Source organism: Clostridium pasteurianum BC1, assembly GCF_000389635.1.
Classification (GTDB): domain Bacteria; phylum Bacillota; class Clostridia; order Clostridiales; family Clostridiaceae; genus Clostridium_I; species Clostridium_I pasteurianum_A.
The window spans coordinates 3,317,338-3,333,387 of the sequence record NC_021182.1 but is presented as its reverse complement, the minus strand read 5'-3'; the positions used below and the strand labels follow the sequence as shown (position 1 = coordinate 3,333,387).

Here is a 16,050-nt window from a genome sequence, read left to right as displayed (position 1 = left end):
ATATTTTGAATCATACAAGGAGACAGGTTCTGATGATAGCGAGCCATCTGAAGGTTCTATTGACACAGTAGAATACAAAATAAACTAACATACTAAATAGTTATTTATCTACTATTCCCAAAATAATAAAAAGAAAAGAGTAATTTCCAATACATATTTGTATTAAAAAAATCACTCTTCTCCTCTTATGTGTAATTGAACTTAAAATTATTTTCGTTACAACCTATATACATCTCTACACACCCAATAATAATCTTTCGACTATTAAAGAGCATTTTAAAACACATATAAATCTTGGCTCGATTATATAAAATACCTTCAAAACTATATAAGATCTTTTGACCTTATATAACCTTACACTTTTTTTACCATTTAAAGGTCATAAAAAGTAATTCGGCAACTTATACAGTCTCAGCTCGACTATTATACATAATTACAAACCACATATATACCTTGCGGCACATAAATAGCTTTACACCACCTATAATAATCTTCCGCCGGCACATAAATAGCACTTTCATACCACTTATATACCTTGGGCATCTTCGAAAAATAATTTAGTCAGTATGCTAGACTATTTTGAATCCCACTACGTCAACAGAACCCTCTGATAGCTTACTATCATCAGAACCTGTTTCCTTGCTGGATTGAAAATATTCGTCGCATCTTTGACTGATTATTTATTTTCGGATGCCTTAAGTCGAATACATTACAACCTCTATATTGGAAATCATAATATACTCTTTGCACAATAATTTTAAATCCTCTTTACGATATTTATGATACCCCGATAAAGATATTTTATACAATAAAAATAAAAAAAATTAAAAAAGTTGTTGATACTTAGTGCTGATTACGGATAAACTAGTAATATAGGAAAAATTTTTTGTATCTAAAGATAAGGTTTTTTAAAAAAAATTTTAAAATTTCTAATTTAGAGCCGTGAAACTGCTATCTTTAGATAAAATAAGCCGAAAAATGTAATTGCTAGGTAGATAAAAATTTTTAAATGTCTGCAATTTGATGAAAGGTTTATAATATACTAAGAGGAGTGTTAAAATGGAAATGAGTGATAAGAGCATTATAGTACTTGCAGAAGATGAATTTGAGGATATTGAACTTTTATATCCGTTATTAAGATTAAGAGAAGAAGGAATAAGAGTTACAGTTGTAGGAACAGGAAATAAGGATAGCTATACAGGGAAGCATGGCTACACTATTGATATAGATGAAAATGCTAATACTATAAATCCAAAAGAGTATGATGGAATTATAGTGCCTGGAGGATGGGCACCAGATAGATTAAGGGCGAATATTTATGTGAAAGGTCTTATAAAGGACATGGCGAAAAGTAATAAGGTTATTGGATGCATATGTCATGGTGCATCAGTACTTGTATCTGCCAATGTCATACAGGGATATAAATTGACTTGTGTGGATTCTATAATAGATGACGTAATAAATGCAGGTGGAGATTACACATGTGAAGGAAATTTTGTAGATAGGAATATTGTCAGTGCCAAGATACCCGGGAATCTCCCGCAGTTTATGAGGAGTATTTTAGACTATTTAAATAGCGAAAGCTTTTCAACTACTGAAGCGGTGAAGAAATAAAAGACTGCCTTGGGGCAAAGCTAAATCTTTAATGGTGTTGTGCTTGTTAAAAGCTTTCATATAAAATTAGTATTCTTTAAGAAAGGTAAAATTAGGCTTTTATATCTTATGAAAAATTTATGTTATAGTATAGGTTATTCTAATAGAAAAATAGACGACTTCATGAGGCTATTGCTGGATTATGAAATTAATTGTGTAGTAGACGTAAGATCTGTGCCCTATAGTAAAGGTGAAAAAACAATAGTTTATAATAGTGATAATATTAAAAAGGTATTGAATAAGCAGGGAATATATTATATATACATGGGAAAAGAATTAGGAGCAAAAAATGAAGAGTGTATTGATGAACAGGGCATAATATGCTATGAAGCTATAAGAAAAAATAATAGCTATAAAATGGGAATTGCAAGATTAATTGATGGTATAGACAAAGGATATAATATAGCAATTATGTGTGCTGAAAAAGAGCCTTTAAATTGTCACAGAGCTATTTTAATAGGATATGATTTGAAAAAAAAGAATATTACTGTTAAACATATAGTGGATAAAGATTTGGTGAAATCTCAAAGTGATATTGAAGAAGAACTGATGGAAATGTATAGAGTAAAGCTTATTAAAAAAGTAGCACAATTTTCCATTGCCAGTATAATGAACCATGTGGATTTAGAAATGGATGAAGAGGACTTTAAAGTTGAAATGATAGAAGAGGCCTATAGAATGAGAGGTAAGGATATTAATTTTAATATGCCTAAGTAACGAAACGGAATTGCTAAAGTAAAGAGGTGAGGATAGTAATGTAACTCACCTCTTTATTAATAATACATATACAGAAAGGTATGATGAATTTGACTTTCTCTATTAAATTTATTCACACTGCAGATATTCATTTAGGAAGTATGCTTAATATCTATGATGAAAAGTTAAAAGATAATGAGAATATATTTAAAAATGCTGTATATGAAGCTTTTGAAAGAATAGTAGATTATGCTTTAGAATTTAAAATAGATTTTTTGCTTATAAGTGGAGACTTATATGATAGAGATGCTAAATCTATTAAGGCCAATAGCTTTTTTAATTTACAGTGTAATAGACTTCTAAAGGCAAATATTAATGTATATATTATTGCAGGTAATCATGATCCTTTTGTAGGGAAAAGGGAGATTTTTAAATTACCTGATAATGTATTTGTTTGTGATAGTGAACAGTGCAGTGAGTTTCAAATTAAGGATAAAAGCTTAAATATAATTGCTAGAGTTTATGGTAATTCCTATAGAGGAAAAGCAGATAGCAGAAAATTGTACAATTCTTACAATCCCCCAGAGGATAGTGTATTTAATATAGCAATGCTGCATACAGAATTAAATCCCAATAATTTTAATTATGTTCCCTGTACCTTAGAAAATTTGAAAGCTAAGGAAAAGATTTCTTACTGGGCCTTGGGGCATATACATAAATGTAAGATACTAAATAGATCAAAACCCATAATTGCCTATTCGGGTATTCCCCAGGGAAGAGATATTGGTGAAGAAGGCGTTGGAGGCTGCTTATTAGTGGAGGTAGATGAGGCTAACAAAACTTTTATAAAGTTTTTGCCTACAGCTTCAATAGCTTGGGAAAAAGTTTATATAAATATAAATGAAAATAGTAATGCTGAACCTAAAAATCTCACAGAGCTCATAGAGCTAATTGAACATAAAGCACAGAATATACTGTATAAAATTGAAGATATCCCCTGCGAATTAAGCTCTGAGTCAGATTTAAACAATTGCCTAAAGGGTTATGCTGTCAGATGGATCATAGAGGGAAGAGGACATATAAAAACTATATTTGAAGAGGGAGAGGATAATTTAGAAGAGATAATAAAGGAGAGTTTAAATTCAAAACTGATGAATTATTCCCCAGTTATATATACTGATTCTATAGATGTAAGAATAGAAAAAGAAATGCCTAATATTGAAGAGTTTAGAAATAGTAATAATATTATTAAAGAAATTGAAGAGTTATGTGATGAAATTTCTAAGGATGGTTCTTTGAAGGAAGAGATTTCAGCTACTTTTGGACAAGTTTGGGAAAAAAATTATGACCTTGAAAATACAAATGATTTAAAGATGCAGCTGGATGAGGAGAGTTTTAAGGAGATATTGAGAAAAGCCAGAGAACTAATAATTTATAGACTTATGGAGGAAAGCTAAATGCATATAGAAAAATTATACATAAAAGATTTTGGAATATATAGTAATGCTAATTTAGAAAATATTTCTCCTGGAATTGTAGTTTTAGGTGGTAAAAATAGAGCAGGCAAATCCACATTATTAAAGCTCTTAAGATATTTTCCCTATGGCTTTTCTAAATCTCTCAATCTTCCAGATTGTAGAGTGGAATATGAAATGGAAGCACAGCTAACCCATAATAATGAGGAATATAATGCAAGAGTTAAAGGTTTCGCTGATCCATTAGTTACAACTGTTCATAAGGAAAGATTGTATAAAAATTTATATGGTAAAATTGATAGTTTTACTTATAAAGAAATATTTACTATAAGTCTAGATGAACTTCAAAATACAGATAAAAGAAATGAAAAAATGCAGGCACTTCTCTTAGGTGCAGGATTAAAGGATATTATTAAAATACCAAAGTTAATAGTTGAAATAAAAAAAGAAGCTGAGAAAATAGGCGGTAAAAATGGTAATCCTAAAACAAAATTATTTAAAACCAATTATCTAACCATCAGTGAAGGCCTGGATATTAAAGAAAAAGCTATGCTTCAGGTAGATGAATTCAAAGCTTGTCGGGATAGAATTAAGACTATAGTAGAAAAGATAAAGAAAGAAGAAAATGTTAAGATAGATATAGAAGACAATATATTTATACTGGAGATTTTGAAAAATAATTATGAAATCTATAGTCAAATGGATAGCATTGCTGCTCAGCTTGAAATAAGAGAAAATAGACTCATATATAACTCTTTTAAAGATAAGGATTTGTCTTTGGAAGCACTGAATAATATTAAAGCTGAATACCTTCAAATAGATGAGGATTACAATAAGTCTAAGATAAAGTTTTTTCAAAATGTAGATGATTGCCATAAACAAGAAAAGGACTTTGATTTATACGGAAGCAATATAAGAAATATGCAGTTAACTATTTCAGGGTTAGAGGAAAAAATAAAAAATTATAACTTAGCCTGCCTGGAGTGTAAAAATACTAGAGGGGAAATAAATAAGGATATTGTGGATATAAATCAGCATTGGAAGGATAATTTTGCATATATATTAAAGATGAACACAGAGGAAATATCTTTTGTTGAATTATGTGAAAATATAGATAAATTAAAAAAAGTTAAAGCGGATATTGAAGCTGTAAATTTAAAGATAAAAGAACTTCAGCAGGAAAAAAATATCATTTCACCTTCAAAGGTAAAGGTACAAACTATAAAGATAAATAGCTCATTTGCCATGTATTCCTTAGTTTCTCTAGCCTTTATTATTTTGGGCATAGTTATTTATAGATTCAGCAAAAGTCTTGGAGTTATTACAAGTTTGGCTGGAATAGCCGGGGCCTTGTATTATAGTTTTTTAAACAATAGATATTCAGCAGCAGAAAAAGTAAGTATGAGAGATGCAGAAATAAAGTTAAAAGCTATTGACAATGAAATTTATAGAAAAAGTGAAGCTTTAGAAAGCCTTCATAGGAGTAAAAGTCAGTTAGATTATATTATAGAAGAATATAAAGTAAAGCTTTCTATAGATAGACAGGTGCCCCTGGACAGCATAAAGGATTATTTTCGGCTTGTAAGAGATATAAAAAAAAGAGTTATGGATTTAGAATACAATTTGGGTAATATAGAAACTATGGAAAAGGATATATATTTTAAATTAAATAAGATGCTGGAAGCTATTGTAGTTTTTCAGGATATAGTGGATTTACCTAAAGAAAATATAGAAGAAGATATCCTTAGTAATAGTGAATACATATTTGAAGCCGTAAAAAAACTGAGTACAAGTATGAAATTTTATGAAGATTTTAAAGCAATAAATAATGTAAAATGTGAAATAGAGGATAGGATAATAAAAAAGTTTAAATTAGGCGGGGCTCAGTATAGGGATATAGATTTACTAAAAGAAATTGACAAAAATATAGACTATTTTAATAGCTATAATAAATATAGAGAAGATAGAGAAAGATACGTAAATTTAAAGCATCAATTGCTTCATTCACTAAAGCTGGATAGAGTAAAAAAACTGCTGGACGATACTAATGACAATATTAGTGATACAGATATATTTAATACTTTTAGAGAGCTTATAAAAAATTATGCGAATATAGAGGAAATAGATAGACAAATTGATGAATTGAATTATAAGCTTAAAGGTAATATAAAAGAGTTAGAGGCTTTAAGAGATGAAAAATTAAATATAAAAGATAAGATAAAGAAGTTATATAACAGTGAAGATATATTTATAGCTCAAAAGAAAATAGAAAGTGGGCGGAGAGAGCTAAAGAGCAAAGCAGAGGAATATGCCGTATATAATGCTGCGGTATTTATGCTTGATAAAATTCAGAAGTCTTTCATCGATAATGCAAAGGGTACTATTTTAGGCAGTGCAGGAGATATATTATCCAGAATAACAGAAGGAGAATTTGTTTCAGTACTACCTGCAGAGGAGCTTACAAAATATGATTTTAAAACCTATAATCAGGATGGAAGCTTAAATGAGAGTTCGGATATTTTAAGTAGAGGAACAAAGGAACAATTATTTTTATCTGTAAGACTCAGCAGGATAAAGGATATTAAAGATAAGCTTCCTGTTGTAATTGATGACTCTCTAGTTAATTTTGATTACAGGCATCTTAAAAATGTAATAAAAGTATTAAAGGAATTGTCCAAGGAAAATCAAATATTTGTTTTAACCTGCCATTCCGAATTAGTTAAGCTTATTGATGAAGAGGATGAAAATTCTCAATTCTTTAAAATTGAAAAAGGAAATTTTAGTGAGATAAAAGGAGGAGAATTATCAGATTATTTATTATAATATACTCTGTTAATATTTAATTTAAATTATAGATAAACAACTTAATATATAAATTTATGTTTTAATATATAAAATTAAAAAGCCTTGTAGCTTAAAACAATGTTTAATTATGAAATTGGATATCTATAACATAAAAGATTCTATTTTAAGTACACTAAGGCATCCGAAAATAAATAAGAAGTCAAAGATGCGACGAATATGTTGAATCTAACAAGGAAACAGGTTCTGATGATAGTTGGGCTATCAGAGGGTTCTGTTGGCGTAGTAGGATTCAACATAGTCTAGCATACTGACTTAGTTATTTTTTGAAGATGCCTAAAATGAAAGGTTAGGTGAATTTAATGAAACATATTAAGACTGCAGCAAGAATATTATTATATCTTTTAATTTATTATGCATTTCAAATATTGTTTTTTGCTATACTGGGAGTTAATGCAATGCTGAAGGGATTAAACAGCAATGAAATGGGAAATTATGTGTATGAGAATTCAGGAATTATATTAATTTTATCTATGATTATATCACTTATAATATACTTTTTAATGTTGAGAAAAAAGAAAAGTAATATATTTGATAGGTGTAATTTTAGAAATATAGGTATAAAAAATGTTATATTAATAATAGTTATTGGTATAGCCTTTTCTATGATTTTATCAGGAATTGTGGAATATGTTATAAAATTTTTCCCATCCTATAATGAGACCTCCAAAATGATAAGTATGTCCATGACTTCCATACTGGGTATACTAGCAGTTTTAATGTTTGCTCCTATTTTCGAAGAAATACTATTCAGGGGTATTGTGTTAAGTGAAATAAAAATGAATATTAATATAACAGCTGCTGTGATTATTCAAGGAGTTTTATTTGGACTCTATCATATGAATATGTTACAAAGCCTTTATGCATCGGTTTTAGGAATATTGTTAGGCTTTCTATGTGTAAAAACTGGAGGTGTAGTAGGATCTATAGTAGCACATATAACTTTTAATATTTGTGGAACCTTTATATTCCCATATCTAGTTGAGCTTAGTGGTAAATTTGCATTTTTATATATTATAGCTGGTACTGTTATTTTTATAGTATCTGCATATAATTTTGTTAGACTCAATAAAAAGGATCACTCAATCAGTTTAGAATAAATTATGAATTTTATATTCTGTGAAATATAAAGGTTGTTGAATAAGTAAACTTTATCCACGAATATGAGAACAAAAATATCTATGAAAATTACTTATATAATTTATGATAAAAGCTAAGGGGCTGTCTCGAGGGGAATAAATAGTCATTAAATTTGAGAAAAGTCTTAATTAATTATTAAAAATTGAACTTTAAAAATTATTTTTAATAGTAAAATAATTAAGGGATTGCCTTACATGCATATATATGCATTGTGAGACAGTCCCTTAATTGAGGAAGAATGTTTATACAAATTGAAGATTGTAAGCTTTATTTTTAAAAGTTTGGTTATGTTATATTTAAGGAAAAATTTACTTTATATACTTAGAACTAAATTATAGAGCTAAAGTATTTTTTTCTTCTGTTCGTACCCTTATTACTTCCGATATGTCTCTTACAAATATTTTACCATCTCCAGGATTTTGTGTCTGATTGGTTTTGATAATAGTTTCCACCACTTCATCCACGTCTTCATCATTTACTACTATAGTAAACATCCTATTGGAGATAAGCCTATGTTGATCTGAAATTTCCTGTTGCGTATAATGGTTTTTGCTAGAATCCCAATGGGTAGGGGTAAAGTCTACTTTCTTTTTACCTCTGCCAAGAACTTTTCTACAGGTAAAAGATGCAAAACCAATTTCTTTTAGAGCCTCTGCGGTTAAACCAACCATGTTCATTCTAACAATAGCAGTAATTTCTTTCATAATTAAAATCCCCCCTGTAACAAATTTTATAACGCTATAAAAATATAAAGACTATAGACCTTTTAAGCCAGAGCTTATAGTATATACCTCGTCCAGTGAAGAGATGAATATTTTACCATCTCCGAAATTTCCCTTTTCACCGGTTCTTGCATTACTCAGTATAATTCTAAGGACATCATCTTTATCTTCATCATTTACACCAATCATAAGCATTTCTTTAGGAATTTCATCGTAATGAATAGCACCAGCGGTAATTCCCTGCTGTTTACCTCTTCCTACTACATCATATTTTGTTACTGCAGGAAAGCCTGCTTCATTTAGTTCTGCTAATACCTCATTTACTTTTTCTGGTCTGATAACAGCTTTAATTATTAACATAAAAATCTCCCCCTAAAATTAAATAATTGATATATTTAAAAATAAGTAGCAGAGCTCATTTTTACTTTATATACGTAGCATCTTTGGCTTACTATTTATTTTCATATGCCTTATACAAAATACACAAAGTTCTTAAAATGAAACTAAATCTAACTATCTATTTTTAATATAGCTTGTTTGAAATCTATAAGTAAACGTTACCATTTTGTAAAATAAAAGTCAAGCTTATAGCTCATAATAAATCGTAAAATATATAAGAAAATTGTGAAAATTTTAATAAAAAAACATTATCATTTTAATAGTACAATTATATAATGATAATGTTTTTTGTTAAATTTGTATTTTTAAGAATAATTATCTATAATAGGATTTTCTTCTTCCTCTTTTTGAAAATAAATTGATAATATTAAAGATTAAAATTATAATTACAGCTACTACAGCAATTATTCCAGCCAGTACGCCGCCGTAAAGAAGTTTATTATCCTTTATTAAATCGCCAGTAGAGACTCCAGCATAAAGGTTATATTTTTTTGTTATACCTCTTTCAGTTAAAGTAAGAGTTCCAACAGAAGTATCAGTTTTAAGTTTCCAAGGATCCAGTGAAGAAATATTATCGGTTAATTTTTTTTCTTTATCGTTTATATCATTTTTATAATATTTGACATTTTCCTTTAAGAGTAGAGGAACCTGTATAGTTTTTGTTGGGCCAAAAAATTTTAAAGGTTTATAGGAAACTGTCTCAGTCTTATAGGTGGAATTACTGGTATACAAATTAGTATAGTTTATGGTGTAGCTATAATTAACAAGATTCTCCATATCTTTAAATACTAATGTATCTTGACTATCATACCCGGAATTCATAATGACACCTATAATCTTTCTACCACCTCTATCAAATACTGCAATTAAACACTTCCCAGCTTCGTTAGTGTAACCAGTTTTACCACCTATGCAAGTTTTATCATAAAGGGAAGTCTCTTTTTCTAAAATAAGCTTATTTCTATTTTCTATAGGTATGTTAATTCCATCTGCAGTAGTAATAGTGGCTTCCTTTTGTTTTACAGTATCTAATATATATTTATTGGAAAAAGCATTTTTGGCAATTACACTCATGTCATAAGCGGTGGTATAGTGATTTGGATCATGAAGCCCATTAGGAGTTATAAAATGAGTACTTTTAAGACCTAGTTCTGCTATCTTTTTATTCATTAATACTGAAAAATCTCTATTTGTATCACTGACGTTATCATCTAGTTTTCCAAGTATATTATCTGCAATCATATAGGCTATATCATTTGCTGAATATATTAAAAGGCCCTTCATGGCGTTTTCCACAGTCATTTGTTGACCTATATTTAAAGGCTTTTTATCTAAATTTATAGAGGCAGAGGGCTGAGCTTTAGCACTGGCAGTATATGTAAGTAGATCAGTAGGCTTTTTTGTTTCAGTAAGAAGTAGTGCAGTTAAAAGCTTTGTAGTGCTTGCAGGATATATCTTATTATCTAAATTTTTTTCATATATCACTTCGCCGGTTTCAGCATCTATGGCAACAGCAGTGGTTTTAGGATACAGTTGTGGTGGCTGATTGTTTTCAGCAGCAAAGGCTGTAGAACCTATAGAAAGTGATATTGCAAAGGTTAATATTAAGGAAATAATTTTACGTTTCAAATTTCATCGCTCCATTTTTGAATAAGGCATCTGCAAAAATAGTAAATTAAGAATGCCTAAAACTTATTGAGATTTAAGAAATTATTTAAAATAAAGTATCTTAAATAAAGCTAAAAACCATAATAAGTATATCATTTTATAAATTCTATAACAACAAAAAAAGCATTCGTTCATTTATTTTTAATAAACATAAGTGGAGACTTATTTCATGGCTCACAGCTTCTTAGTAAGAGTGGCTACGTTTGGATAATGATTTAACCTAAAGAACAATGGAGTTCTAAGTATCATAGATCTGATACTAGGAACTCCGTTAGTAAGAATCAGAGGTCATAAAAACTCCACCTTATGCCAGGAACTCTGTTTATGAGCCAAATATTGAAAAGAGTAGTCCTTTACTAAGAAGACTGCTCTTTTCAATATTGTCAAGCGGTTTTTTTATTACCTATATTTGTAAGAATCATAGATATTGCCATTACGGCTATATATATAAATACATAATATATTGATATCAACCCTGCTGTGAAGAAAAATTTGAAATATATAAATAAAGCTAAAGAAGCTAAACACCAGAATATTGATATATTGCCAATTATATTATTTTTCTTTCTCCAGGATATAGGATCCTTCATTTCACCAATTATCTTATCTCTTGATTTATTATCTGGAGATGTTTTTACCACAAGAGTCTTATAATAAATGCAGAATAATAATGAAATTAAGGCTATACCTAGAAAAAAATATGAAAAGGAAATACTTGTAACAAACATAATAACACTCCCTTTAAGTCTTTTTTATTTGTAAATATAGTATTCCCTAAAAATTGAAAAAAATAAAACACTAAGGCAAATTCTTTACAATATATCTAAAAATAAGTTAATATATTTAGATATTAAAAATTACCTTAGTATTAATGGGTTTTTTTATTTTTTTGTATGAACTTTTATATTGAGAAATTTATTAAATAAATTTATTAAGTCAATATATTGATATTCTACATAAGGTTTTTCACCAGAGTTCAAATCACTTTTTATAGCCTGCTTTGAAATAGTGATGTCAATTATTTCATCATTGTGCTTAAACTTTACAATGTAATTTTCAGTACATTGTAAATCATCTTTTAATAGTTTTAAATTTGAAGGTGTTGTACATGTTTTCTCAATGGATATAAGATTTGCTTTTACTATAGGTCTTCCTTCAAGCAATTTTTTTAATAAATATTTTGAAAGTTTAATTAATAAAAGTATAAATAAACCAATAAAAGCTAATCGATAATATAACTTTATATATACAATTATATTAAAATAAAGATTATATTTGTTGAAAAAAGATGAACGTAGAAAAAAATAAAGTATACCTGGTGCTATTAAATAGCAAATTATGAAAATTATTATATAATCTAATAATTTCTTTTTCAAAATATTTTCCTCCTCAAAAGCCAATAATAATGTAAAAAAAAATTCACTATGTAAAAATTATATTGTAAAATCCTATAATTTAAAAGGGTTAATTTAAATGTTTAAATATTTTTGTATAATTTATGGATGTAATTAAAGATAATAAAAGTAAAAAAGTATATTAAATTTTTGTTAATTTTTATCATTTCAGTAAAAAGTATTTATTTTTCTATTATTATAGGCTATAATAGAAAAAAAGCCAATGTAAACATTATCATTATTTATGGGAGGGGTTGTTATTATGGTCAAATGTCCATTTTTAAGTGCTCATAATCAAGAGGTAGAGTGCTTTGAAGATTGTGCATTTTATAATTTTCAGGATGCAAAAGGGGAGTGTCCTTTTAAATCGATTACAGGAAAAATTAATAATAAAGTGAGAAGGCTAGATTATAATTATTACGTAAATTCGGAGGAGGATATCTTCGATTTTGATGAAGAATATAAAAAAGTAGGATATTTATAAAAAATTAATAAGGCATATGAAAATAAACTAGCATACTGACTAGTTATTTATTTGAATGTCCTAAGGTAAGGGGCTGTGTGCTATGGAAAGGACACTGGTATTAATTAAACCTGATGGAGTTAGAAGAAAACTTATTGGGAAAATTATAAGTTTTTACGAGAAAAAAAATCTTAATATAATTGCTTTGAAAATGCTTAGGGTTAATAGAGAACTTGCAGAGGAACATTATAGCCAGCACAAGGGAAGACAATATTTTAATGAATTAATTGAATATATAACAGAGGGTAAACTCTGTGCTATGGTGATAGAGGGTAGAGATGCAATAACTATTGTGAGAAATATTAATGGTAATAAAGATCCTAAAATTGCACCTATGGGAAGCATTAGAGGCATTTATGCCAGTGACACTACAAAAAATTTGGTTCATGCATCTGATAATATGGAGAATGCGGAAAAGGAAATAAAAATTTGGTTTCCAGAGTTTGAAATTTGTTAGAGATAATATTAGAATAAAGTAGAGGTATTTTATAATGCCTTTACTTTTTTATTTGGAGATATTTGGAGGATGAATATGAAAAAACCCCGTATTATTAAAATGTTTAGTTATATGTATGAACTTAATAAACGTAATTTAAAAGTGTATAGAGTTCCAAGAAGAATTCCTAAAGCTGCTCCCATTCTAGAAAATTCTATTCATTGGGTAGGACATGCTACTACAGTGATAAATATGTATGGAAAAGTTTTTCTAACAGATCCTGTGCTGGGAAACCTTGGACACTTAAAAAGGATTGTAGATCCATCTATAGATTTAACTAATATTAATCTAGATTATATACTTATAAGTCATGGACATATGGATCATTTAAATTATAGAGCACTAAATAAGCTGAACAAAAAAGCTGTAATTATTGTGCCGAGGGGAATAAAAAGTATGCTTAGGCTATTAGGTTTTAAAAATGTGCATACTTTAAGTGCAGGTGAGGTATACAAGGATAAAGCCATTACAATTAGGGCTATAGAGGCAAATCACATAGGCAGAAGATATCCTGGCTTTGGCTTTGGAAACAGCAATTCTTATATAGTACAGCATAGAGATAAGAAGGTGCTGTTTGCAGGTGACACAGCCTTTACAGATATATACAAGGGAATTACCGTAGATGCAGCAATAATGCCAGTGGGATGCTATAAACCTGATGAATTTACAAAAATGCACTGCACTCCTGTACAAAGCTATGAAATGTTCAAAATGATGAATTCAGGAATAATGATACCAATTCATTATAAAACTTATATTTTAGCTCAGGATGAGGATAGGGAAACTGAAAATACCTTAAACAATATAAACGATGGTACAATAAAAATTATTGATATAGGTGGAACTGTAAAAATATAAAAAGTATAAATTTTTGTTGTTTTCCTAATAATATTTAATAGTATTAAATATTCCAATGGAGGTAACAATAGTGAAAAAAAGTTTAGTTACAATTTTATCTTTGTTTTTTATGTTAAATATAATGATTCCTGTTCATGGGGAAGTAAATTATAGCAGCAATTATCTTTCAACAAAGAGTAAGCCTGTATCCGCGGCAGTATTTATGCATCCTATACTATCTATAGAGACTGTTTTAGAGAAAGATTTAGGCTTTAGTAAAGAAGAGGTTGAAAAATCAAAGGCTTTAGGAGAAAATGCTTTTGATTTAGCCAAAAAAAATGGCATCACCAAAGAGCAACTTAAGGATAGTATAATAGAAGTAAAATGCAGAAAAGTAGATGAAGTATTTAATAGAGGCTTTGTTACCACAAAGCTTGCTAATATGATGAAAGGCATTATAAAATCCAGAACTGAAAAATGGGATGGCAGCTTTTAAAGTTTTGTTTAGGATTAAGGTGAATGAAAAGTTAAAGGTTTCAAAATATTTTTTCTTGGGGGGATAAAGTTTGAAGTTCAAAAAAGTTGATAATAAATGGATAATGAGAATTGATAAAGGAGAAGAAATTATTTCTACACTAAAAAAATTCTCTAAAGATAATAATATAAAATGTGCCTTTATAAGCGGAATTGGAGCTACTGATAAGATACAACTAGGTGTCTTTGATGTTAAAAAGAAAGCCTACAATTTAAGAGATTTTTCAGGTGATTTTGAAATTACCAGTCTCATGGGAAACATAACAACTTTAGATGATGATGATATTTATATACATTTACATGCAACTATTGCAGATATACAGTGCAATGCTCGTGCAGGACATGTAAAAAGTGCCTATGTGAGTATAACTTCGGAAATACTCATAGAGGAAATAGAAACTGAAGTTGGAAGAGATAAGGATCCAGATTTAAAAATTAATATATTTAAATTTTAATAAAATTTCTATGTCAAAAGCTACCTTAAATTCATAGTATATAATAGTGAATTTAAAATTAGGCATTAAAGAAAATTAATAGGTCAAAGGTATTAAACAAATATAATGACTGAATATTTCTTTACTATGCCAAGGAGGTAGCTATGAGAAGAAAGATATTTTATTCTTGTACTTTGCTTTTATCTATGATTTTAATTGCAGGAATTTTTACAGGTTGCGGCAGCAGCAATAAAACTTCCCTTAAAAAAGTACGATTAAATGAAGTAGCCCGTTCAGTATTCTATGCTCCCATGTATGCTGCTATAAATCAAGGGTACTTTAAAGAAGAGGGGCTTGATATTGAAATCAGTACGGGTCAAGGAGCAGATAAAACCATGCAGCAGGTAATAAGCAGAAGTGCAGACATAGGTTTTTGTGGACCGGAACAGTCAATTTACATTCAAAATCAAAATAAAGAAGATTATCCTGTAGTTTTTGCACAGCTTACACAAAGGGATGGATCTTTCTTAGTTGGCAGAAAAGACGAGAAAAATTTTGACTGGAGTTCTGTTAAGGGTAAAACCATTATTGGCGGAAGGCCAGGGGGAGTACCGGAAATGACTCTGGAATATGTTCTTAAAAATCATGGTATAGATCCTAAAAAAGATGTGAATATAATAACCAATATAGACTATACTGCTACTGCAGGTGCTTTTAAAGCAGGAACTGGTGATTACGTTGCACTTTTTGAACCTACAGCAAGTATTTTAAAACAGAGTAATTCGGGATATATTGAAGCTTCTGTGGGAGCATCTGCAGGCCCTATACCCTATACCTGCTATTTTACAACAAAATCCTATATAGATAAAAATCCAGATGTAATTCAGAAATTCACAAATGCTATTTATAGAGGTCAGAAATGGGTGAACAGCAATAGTGATGCAACAGTAGCTGAAAACATTAAATCATTTTTCCCTGGAACTGATGTAAAACTTATAGAACAAAATGTTAAGAACTACAGAGCTGTAAATGCCTATGCACCAAATCCTGTAATACAAGAAGCAGATATAAACAGACTTATGGATATAATTCAAGGATATCAAAGCAGTTTGATTAAACAGAGACCGGCTTTTAATAAGCTTGTAAATACTGACTTTGCTAAGAAGTCTGTGGATCAAATTAAATAAATTTTAAATAAGTGCCATGAAAGTTTGTTA

General features: G+C 29.0%; 16 protein-coding genes. 11 read left to right on the top strand and 5 right to left on the bottom strand.

The window, feature by feature from the left end:
* Positions 1–1,059 precede the first annotated feature (1,059 nt).
* From CLOPA_RS15795 to CLOPA_RS15775, 5 genes are all read left to right on the top strand, one after another.
* On the top strand, positions 1,060–1,614 hold the full coding sequence (locus CLOPA_RS15795) for a type 1 glutamine amidotransferase domain-containing protein (RefSeq protein ID WP_015616427.1): 555 nt from the start codon (positions 1,060–1,062) through the stop codon (positions 1,612–1,614).
* Between the two features lie 108 nt (positions 1,615–1,722).
* Complete coding sequence (locus CLOPA_RS15790; RefSeq protein ID WP_015616426.1) at positions 1,723–2,370, top strand: DUF488 domain-containing protein; 648 nt, start codon at positions 1,723–1,725, stop codon at positions 2,368–2,370.
* 80 nt (positions 2,371–2,450) lie between these two features.
* A complete protein-coding gene (locus CLOPA_RS15785) occupies positions 2,451–3,806 on the top strand; it encodes a metallophosphoesterase family protein (RefSeq protein WP_242834209.1) in 1,356 nt (451 codons plus the stop codon).
* The gene (locus tag CLOPA_RS15780; RefSeq protein WP_015616424.1) at positions 3,807–6,647 is read left to right on the top strand and encodes an ATP-binding protein; all 2,841 of its coding nucleotides are present in this window, start codon (positions 3,807–3,809) and stop codon (positions 6,645–6,647) included. It begins immediately after the preceding gene.
* A gap of 341 nt (positions 6,648–6,988) precedes the next feature.
* Positions 6,989–7,786 carry a CPBP family intramembrane glutamic endopeptidase gene (locus CLOPA_RS15775; RefSeq protein WP_015616423.1) on the top strand — a complete coding sequence of 266 codons (798 nt, stop codon included), beginning with the start codon at positions 6,989–6,991 and terminating at the stop codon, positions 7,784–7,786.
* Positions 7,787–8,158: 372 nt separating this feature from the next.
* On the opposite strand, the gene CLOPA_RS15770 is transcribed toward CLOPA_RS15775, so the two are convergent.
* The 5 genes from CLOPA_RS15770 to CLOPA_RS15750 all read right to left on the bottom strand — a co-directional run bounded on the left by CLOPA_RS15770 (position 8,159) and on the right by CLOPA_RS15750 (position 11,991).
* Complete coding sequence (locus CLOPA_RS15770; RefSeq protein ID WP_015616422.1) at positions 8,159–8,530, bottom strand: P-II family nitrogen regulator; 372 nt, start codon at positions 8,528–8,530, stop codon at positions 8,159–8,161.
* Between the two features lie 51 nt (positions 8,531–8,581).
* Entirely contained in the window at positions 8,582–8,908 is a 327-nt protein-coding gene (locus CLOPA_RS15765) for a P-II family nitrogen regulator (RefSeq protein ID WP_015616421.1), read from the bottom strand.
* Between the two features lie 354 nt (positions 8,909–9,262).
* Positions 9,263–10,576: a D-alanyl-D-alanine carboxypeptidase family protein gene (locus tag CLOPA_RS15760; protein ID WP_015616420.1), complete on the bottom strand. Its 1,314-nt coding sequence runs from the start codon at positions 10,574–10,576 to the stop codon at positions 9,263–9,265.
* 422 nt (positions 10,577–10,998) lie between these two features.
* The gene (locus CLOPA_RS15755) at positions 10,999–11,343 is read right to left on the bottom strand and encodes a hypothetical protein (RefSeq protein WP_015616419.1); all 345 of its coding nucleotides are present in this window, start codon (positions 11,341–11,343) and stop codon (positions 10,999–11,001) included.
* Positions 11,344–11,496: 153 nt separating this feature from the next.
* Entirely contained in the window at positions 11,497–11,991 is a 495-nt protein-coding gene (locus CLOPA_RS15750) for a hypothetical protein (protein ID WP_015616418.1), read from the bottom strand.
* A 280-nt stretch (positions 11,992–12,271) separates the two neighbouring features.
* Between CLOPA_RS15750 and CLOPA_RS15745 the strand changes: the two genes are divergently transcribed.
* The 6 genes from CLOPA_RS15745 to CLOPA_RS15720 all read left to right on the top strand — a co-directional run bounded on the left by CLOPA_RS15745 (position 12,272) and on the right by CLOPA_RS15720 (position 16,020).
* Entirely contained in the window at positions 12,272–12,493 is a 222-nt protein-coding gene (locus CLOPA_RS15745; protein WP_015616417.1) for a hypothetical protein, read from the top strand.
* 82 nt (positions 12,494–12,575) lie between these two features.
* Entirely contained in the window at positions 12,576–12,989 is a 414-nt protein-coding gene (ndk, locus tag CLOPA_RS15740; protein WP_015616416.1) for a nucleoside-diphosphate kinase, read from the top strand.
* A 75-nt stretch (positions 12,990–13,064) separates the two neighbouring features.
* Positions 13,065–13,886: an MBL fold metallo-hydrolase gene (locus CLOPA_RS15735; RefSeq protein ID WP_015616415.1), complete on the top strand. Its 822-nt coding sequence runs from the start codon at positions 13,065–13,067 to the stop codon at positions 13,884–13,886.
* Positions 13,887–13,956: 70 nt separating this feature from the next.
* Positions 13,957–14,361, top strand: coding sequence for a hypothetical protein (locus tag CLOPA_RS15730; RefSeq protein ID WP_015616414.1), 405 nt, complete (start codon positions 13,957–13,959; stop codon positions 14,359–14,361).
* Positions 14,362–14,431: 70 nt separating this feature from the next.
* Positions 14,432–14,854: a PPC domain-containing DNA-binding protein gene (locus CLOPA_RS15725; protein ID WP_015616413.1), complete on the top strand. Its 423-nt coding sequence runs from the start codon at positions 14,432–14,434 to the stop codon at positions 14,852–14,854.
* A 143-nt stretch (positions 14,855–14,997) separates the two neighbouring features.
* On the top strand, positions 14,998–16,020 hold the full coding sequence (locus tag CLOPA_RS15720; protein ID WP_015616412.1) for an ABC transporter substrate-binding protein: 1,023 nt from the start codon (positions 14,998–15,000) through the stop codon (positions 16,018–16,020).
* Positions 16,021–16,050 lie beyond the last annotated feature (30 nt).

What these genes read in the sequence shown, in the direction of transcription:
- CLOPA_RS15765 (WP_015616421.1), bottom strand. Translation starts at nt 8,908, where the DNA reads ATGTTAATAATTAAAGCTGTTATCAGACCAGAAAAAGTAAATGAGGTA.
- CLOPA_RS15745 (WP_015616417.1), top strand. Translation starts at nt 12,272, where the DNA reads ATGGTCAAATGTCCATTTTTAAGTGCTCATAATCAAGAGGTAGAGTGC.
- CLOPA_RS15755 (WP_015616419.1), bottom strand. Translation starts at nt 11,343, where the DNA reads ATGTTTGTTACAAGTATTTCCTTTTCATATTTTTTTCTAGGTATAGCC.
- CLOPA_RS15775 (WP_015616423.1), top strand. Translation starts at nt 6,989, where the DNA reads ATGAAACATATTAAGACTGCAGCAAGAATATTATTATATCTTTTAATT.
- CLOPA_RS15720 (WP_015616412.1), top strand. Translation starts at nt 14,998, where the DNA reads ATGAGAAGAAAGATATTTTATTCTTGTACTTTGCTTTTATCTATGATT.
- ndk (WP_015616416.1), top strand. Translation starts at nt 12,576, where the DNA reads ATGGAAAGGACACTGGTATTAATTAAACCTGATGGAGTTAGAAGAAAA.
- CLOPA_RS15790 (WP_015616426.1), top strand. Translation starts at nt 1,723, where the DNA reads ATGAAAAATTTATGTTATAGTATAGGTTATTCTAATAGAAAAATAGAC.
- CLOPA_RS15735 (WP_015616415.1), top strand. Translation starts at nt 13,065, where the DNA reads ATGAAAAAACCCCGTATTATTAAAATGTTTAGTTATATGTATGAACTT.
- CLOPA_RS15770 (WP_015616422.1), bottom strand. Translation starts at nt 8,530, where the DNA reads ATGAAAGAAATTACTGCTATTGTTAGAATGAACATGGTTGGTTTAACC.
- CLOPA_RS15785 (WP_242834209.1), top strand. Translation starts at nt 2,451, where the DNA reads ATGATGAATTTGACTTTCTCTATTAAATTTATTCACACTGCAGATATT.
- CLOPA_RS15780 (WP_015616424.1), top strand. Translation starts at nt 3,807, where the DNA reads ATGCATATAGAAAAATTATACATAAAAGATTTTGGAATATATAGTAAT.
- CLOPA_RS15795 (WP_015616427.1), top strand. Translation starts at nt 1,060, where the DNA reads ATGGAAATGAGTGATAAGAGCATTATAGTACTTGCAGAAGATGAATTT.